The 244-nt window shown below is 79.5% G+C and carries 1 protein-coding gene; it reads left to right on the top strand.

Annotated elements, in window-relative coordinates:
- On the top strand, positions 1-244 hold a 244-nt coding region (locus tag NVV99_RS26765), incomplete at both ends, for a hypothetical protein (RefSeq protein WP_260783331.1).

Genomic DNA, 244 nt, shown 5'->3' on the forward strand with positions numbered 1-244 from the left:
GCCCGCCCCGGGCAGCGTCGCCGTCGACCCCGGCCTCCACCGGGTGCCCGTGCCCCGCGCCGCGGACAGCGACGACGTCGTCGCCCTGGCCGGCGCCGAACTCGACGCCGCCGCCGACCGCCTCGAGCCGCACAGCGGGCGGGTGGTGCAGCTGGTGTGGTGCGACGCCACCAGCGGCGCCGGCCGGCTGCTCATCGTCATCCACCAGCTCGCCGGCGTCGGGGTGTCGTGGCGCGTCCGCGTC

This window comes from Rhodococcus sp. PAE-6 (assembly GCF_025290685.1).
Classification (GTDB): domain Bacteria; phylum Actinomycetota; class Actinomycetes; order Mycobacteriales; family Mycobacteriaceae; genus Rhodococcus; species Rhodococcus pyridinivorans.